Source organism: Mycolicibacterium agri (genome assembly GCF_002553505.1).
Taxonomy (GTDB): domain Bacteria; phylum Actinomycetota; class Actinomycetes; order Mycobacteriales; family Mycobacteriaceae; genus Mycobacterium; species Mycobacterium agri.
Genome location: NZ_PDCP01000177.1, coordinates 1 through 3,293 on the forward strand (window position 1 = coordinate 1; position 3,293 = coordinate 3,293).

The window sequence follows — 3,293 nt, forward strand, 5'->3', positions numbered from 1 at the left end:
CCCCCCCCCCCCCCCCCGCCCCCCCCCCGCGCCCACCCGGCCCCCCCCCCCCCGGCTTCGCCGGGTTGAAGGGCCGGGCTGCGCCCGGCAAACTCTGACGAGCGCCTGCGGCGCTCTTTGCTGGTTGGTTAATTATGTTGTGTATCAACAATTTTCGTTCTTCTCAGGTTATTTGTTGGGCTGCGCCCAACTTGGTTGGTTCGTTGACTCTTATTGTTATTCAACATTTTTCGTTTATTTCCTGTGTCTTAATCTCTCGTCGTCTCGGCTGCGCCGATTCGACTATACCTGTATTTTCTTATCTAACAACATCTTTCGTTGATTCTACCATTTCTGGCACCATTCGGCTACGCCTCATTAGCTAACTATTACTACCTGCCGATCTGCCGACCTTGAGTTAGCTAGAAGTGTTCCCGACACACATCTTTACATGCTCGCATGCGTGTGTGCATGCACGCACCAATGCATGCCATCGCTCGGGTCAGTGGAGCGTCACGTCCGTGATCACCTCAACCTCAAACCACCGATCAGCCTCACCCGCCCACTCCACCTGCTCAGCAATCGCCGGCCCCAACACCTCACCCAACGCCACCCAATCCCCCACCGCGTAAGCAGCCAGCGGGGGGTGACAATGGGCAAGGACGCCGCGTGAGAAGGGACCGAGCGCTTGGTGAATGTCGAAACCCGCGCTGATATGGCGGATCTGATGCGCACCACCGGAGTGACGTTTGTCTTCGTTCCGATCATCACCCGAGGCGATGACGGCACCTGGACAGCCCGCTACCCCGGTGCGGAGTGGGAAGTCACCGGACCCGATGAGACGACCGTCCGTGACCGGTTGGGATTCCAGCAGCGCCAACGCATGAGCGCCGACGCCGACACTGACTGGCAACTCACCGCGGTACGTAAACATCTCGCCGAAGGTCCGATCACCGGCGTCTATGAATTGGATGCCGAAACCTCGGCCCGAGTGCACAATCCGCCGAGCGTGGATGCCTTGCAGGCCGCGCTAGCGGAGATCGACCGGCAGCGCAGTCAATAACCCCGTCCGCCCAACCACGCAAAAACCCACGGTGTTGCATGCAACGTACGTTTCATGCAACAGTTGAGGTATGGCTACATCGACACGGCGGGCCAGCGACTACCGCCGGCGCATGCGTGAACGCGGGTACCGCCCCGTACAAGTGTGGGTGCCCGACGTCCGGTCGGCGCAGTTCGCCGCAGAAGCACACCGCGAAGCGCTAGCACTGGCCGAAGCCGACCGGCACAGCGACGACATGGACTTCGTTGAGGCCATCTCCGAGCTGGCCGACGACGAGTGACCCGCGGCGAACTCTGGACCGTCTCAGGCGGCGTCTACGCCGCCAAACCCCGGCCGGCGCTCATCATCCAAGACGACCTTTTCGACGCGACAGAATCGATCGTCGTCATCCCACTGACCACCACCGTGGCCGACGCACCGACAACGCGCATCGCGATCCCCACGACCACCGGCATCACTCAGCCCAGCTTCGCCATGATCGACAAAATCACCACAGTCCGCCGGTCGAACCTCGGCACGCGGATCGGCCGTGTGCCCACCACGCTCATGGCCGACATCGAACGCTCACTCATGGTGTTCCTCGGCCTAGCCTCCTGAGCCGAGGCACTCGGATTCGTCAGCGGTCACGATCTGCACGACCGTATTCAACGACACCGGAGTCAGATTCCAGGCGTCTAGCCCGACATGAATCGCGCGGCCAGGGCCGCGCGACTGCGCGCTATGAGTGTGCCCGTGCAGCAGCCATGCTCCCAGATCCGGGAACCGCCACTGATTGAATCTGGCGCCGCGGTCGTCAGGGCTCTCGCTGCCCAAATACGGAAAATGCGACATCAGCAGCTCGCGGCCGGCCAACCTTCGTCGCGCCGACTGCTGCACCGAGGCGAACACTTCCAGATACGCAGGCAGCATCTTGTGTGCGTTGGCGTGCATCGGGTGTACCCCGTCGTGGTTGCCGGCCACCAGCCGCTTCACGCCAGGTCGCTCGGCAACCCACGCTAACGCCCGCTCCTGGCTGACCCGACCGCCACCGGAGATGTCCCCGAGAACCCACACCACGTCGGTGTCAGCCACCTGTCCGTCCCAGCGGCTAGCCAGCTCTCCATCATGCTCAGCCGGGTCATCAAACCCACGCAGTCCCGCCACCAGGCGATGCCCGATATGCAGATCTGCTGTGCACCACACCTCAGTGCGACTCACTTTGGAACCAGTTCCTCACTTACAACCTTGCCGCTGAAGCGGTTATGTGCGGTCTGACGTGCAATGCCCAGCGCCCCACCAATATCCGCCCACGACGCACCCCGCGCGTGGGCATCTGCCACCGCAGGAGCCGGGTCCAAAACCGCGTGGAGCAAGCGGATCACCAGCAGCGCCCACCGCTCCTCAAAAGGCGCTAATCGCTCAAACACCGGATCAGCCGCATCGCGCCGAATCAGCACATCAGTAATGCGATCCGGTTCAAGCCCCAGCCCCGGCCCATCAGCAAGACAAGTGGACGCGACCCGGCGAGCCGACGCCAACGCGGCGGCAGCGATGCGGTCTTGCTGCGTGGCGATCTCCTCGCCTGACAGATCATCGAACACACATCTCAGACTATCAATTTCTAGACACAGCACGACAAATCTGGGACACTTGCCATAGTGACAACTTTGGGACAGTGATAGTAGAAATCGGGACAGATGACGTTACCGACCAACCCAGCGGCAGCAACAACAGAGCAGTGCAGGCGCGCTCTCGCGCACGCCATCGAAGCTCTGCACAGGTACCAAACACAGCCGAACATGGCGCACTTCAACGCTGCCTCGCAGCGACTCAACACCGCACTCACCCTCGGGCTTCAACTCATCGGCGCTGAGCACACCCCCGGACCCGCCATCGTCGCGCAGTTACGCGCTCAGTACGGGTCGCCGCGCACCGATTGCATGCACGCAAGCATGCTTGTATAGTTGCATGCACATACGCACGCAGCTATCGAGGGGTTGAAATGGGTCTGTTGATCCGCACAGGCGACACCGTGGACTTCGCCATGAGCTACAAGGCATTCGGCGAGCTGCGCCGGGACCTGGCAAGGTTGATCGGCCTGGAGGCCGCGCTGGACGGGACGGCGGCGTGGCCGAAGGTCGACACGTCGCTGGAACAGCAGCCGGTGCTGGCGCTGGTGTTCCTGCTCGACCACCTGGCTGTGACAGGTTGATTTGGCCCCGGTAGGACGGTCTGTTTTGGCCCCGTCCGCCCGACTCGCCGGTGCGGTTGT

6 protein-coding genes are annotated in these 3,293 nt (G+C 62.0%); 4 read left to right on the forward strand and 2 right to left on the reverse strand.

What is annotated here, in order from left to right:
* The first annotated feature begins 670 nt into the window (after nt 1-670).
* The 3 genes from CQY20_RS33430 to CQY20_RS33440 all read left to right on the forward strand — a co-directional run bounded on the left by CQY20_RS33430 (nt 671) and on the right by CQY20_RS33440 (nt 1,639).
* Entirely contained in the window at nt 671-1,042 is a 372-nt protein-coding gene (locus CQY20_RS33430) for a hypothetical protein (protein ID WP_234816540.1), read from the forward strand.
* Nucleotides 1,043-1,112: 70 nt separating this feature from the next.
* A complete protein-coding gene (locus CQY20_RS33435) occupies nt 1,113-1,322 on the forward strand; it encodes an antitoxin MazE-like protein (protein WP_095795361.1) in 210 nt (69 codons plus the stop codon).
* Nucleotides 1,319-1,639 carry a type II toxin-antitoxin system PemK/MazF family toxin gene (locus tag CQY20_RS33440; protein WP_097945605.1) on the forward strand — a complete coding sequence of 107 codons (321 nt, stop codon included), beginning with the start codon at nt 1,319-1,321 and terminating at the stop codon, nt 1,637-1,639. The genes CQY20_RS33435 and CQY20_RS33440 overlap by 4 nt, the downstream gene beginning before the upstream one ends.
* On the opposite strand, the gene CQY20_RS33445 is transcribed toward CQY20_RS33440, so the two are convergent.
* Nucleotides 1,628-2,239, reverse strand: coding sequence for a metallophosphoesterase family protein (locus CQY20_RS33445; protein WP_097945608.1), 612 nt, complete (start codon nt 2,237-2,239; stop codon nt 1,628-1,630). The two genes, CQY20_RS33440 and CQY20_RS33445, sit on opposite strands and share 12 nt — an antisense overlap.
* On the reverse strand, nt 2,236-2,622 hold the full coding sequence (locus tag CQY20_RS33450; protein WP_097945611.1) for a hypothetical protein: 387 nt from the start codon (nt 2,620-2,622) through the stop codon (nt 2,236-2,238). The genes CQY20_RS33445 and CQY20_RS33450 overlap by 4 nt, the downstream gene beginning before the upstream one ends.
* 401 nt (nt 2,623-3,023) lie before the next feature.
* Here CQY20_RS33450 and CQY20_RS33455 point away from each other — a divergent pair, with 401 nt between their 5' ends.
* The gene (locus CQY20_RS33455; RefSeq protein ID WP_097945614.1) at nt 3,024-3,233 is read left to right on the forward strand and encodes a hypothetical protein; all 210 of its coding nucleotides are present in this window, start codon (nt 3,024-3,026) and stop codon (nt 3,231-3,233) included.
* Nucleotides 3,234-3,293 lie beyond the last annotated feature (60 nt).

Coding starts and splice junctions, on each gene's coding strand:
- CQY20_RS33435 (WP_095795361.1), top strand. CDS start 1,113: ATGGCTACATCGACACGGCGGGCCAGCGACTACCGCCGGCGCATGCGT.
- CQY20_RS33455 (WP_097945614.1), top strand. CDS start 3,024: ATGGGTCTGTTGATCCGCACAGGCGACACCGTGGACTTCGCCATGAGC.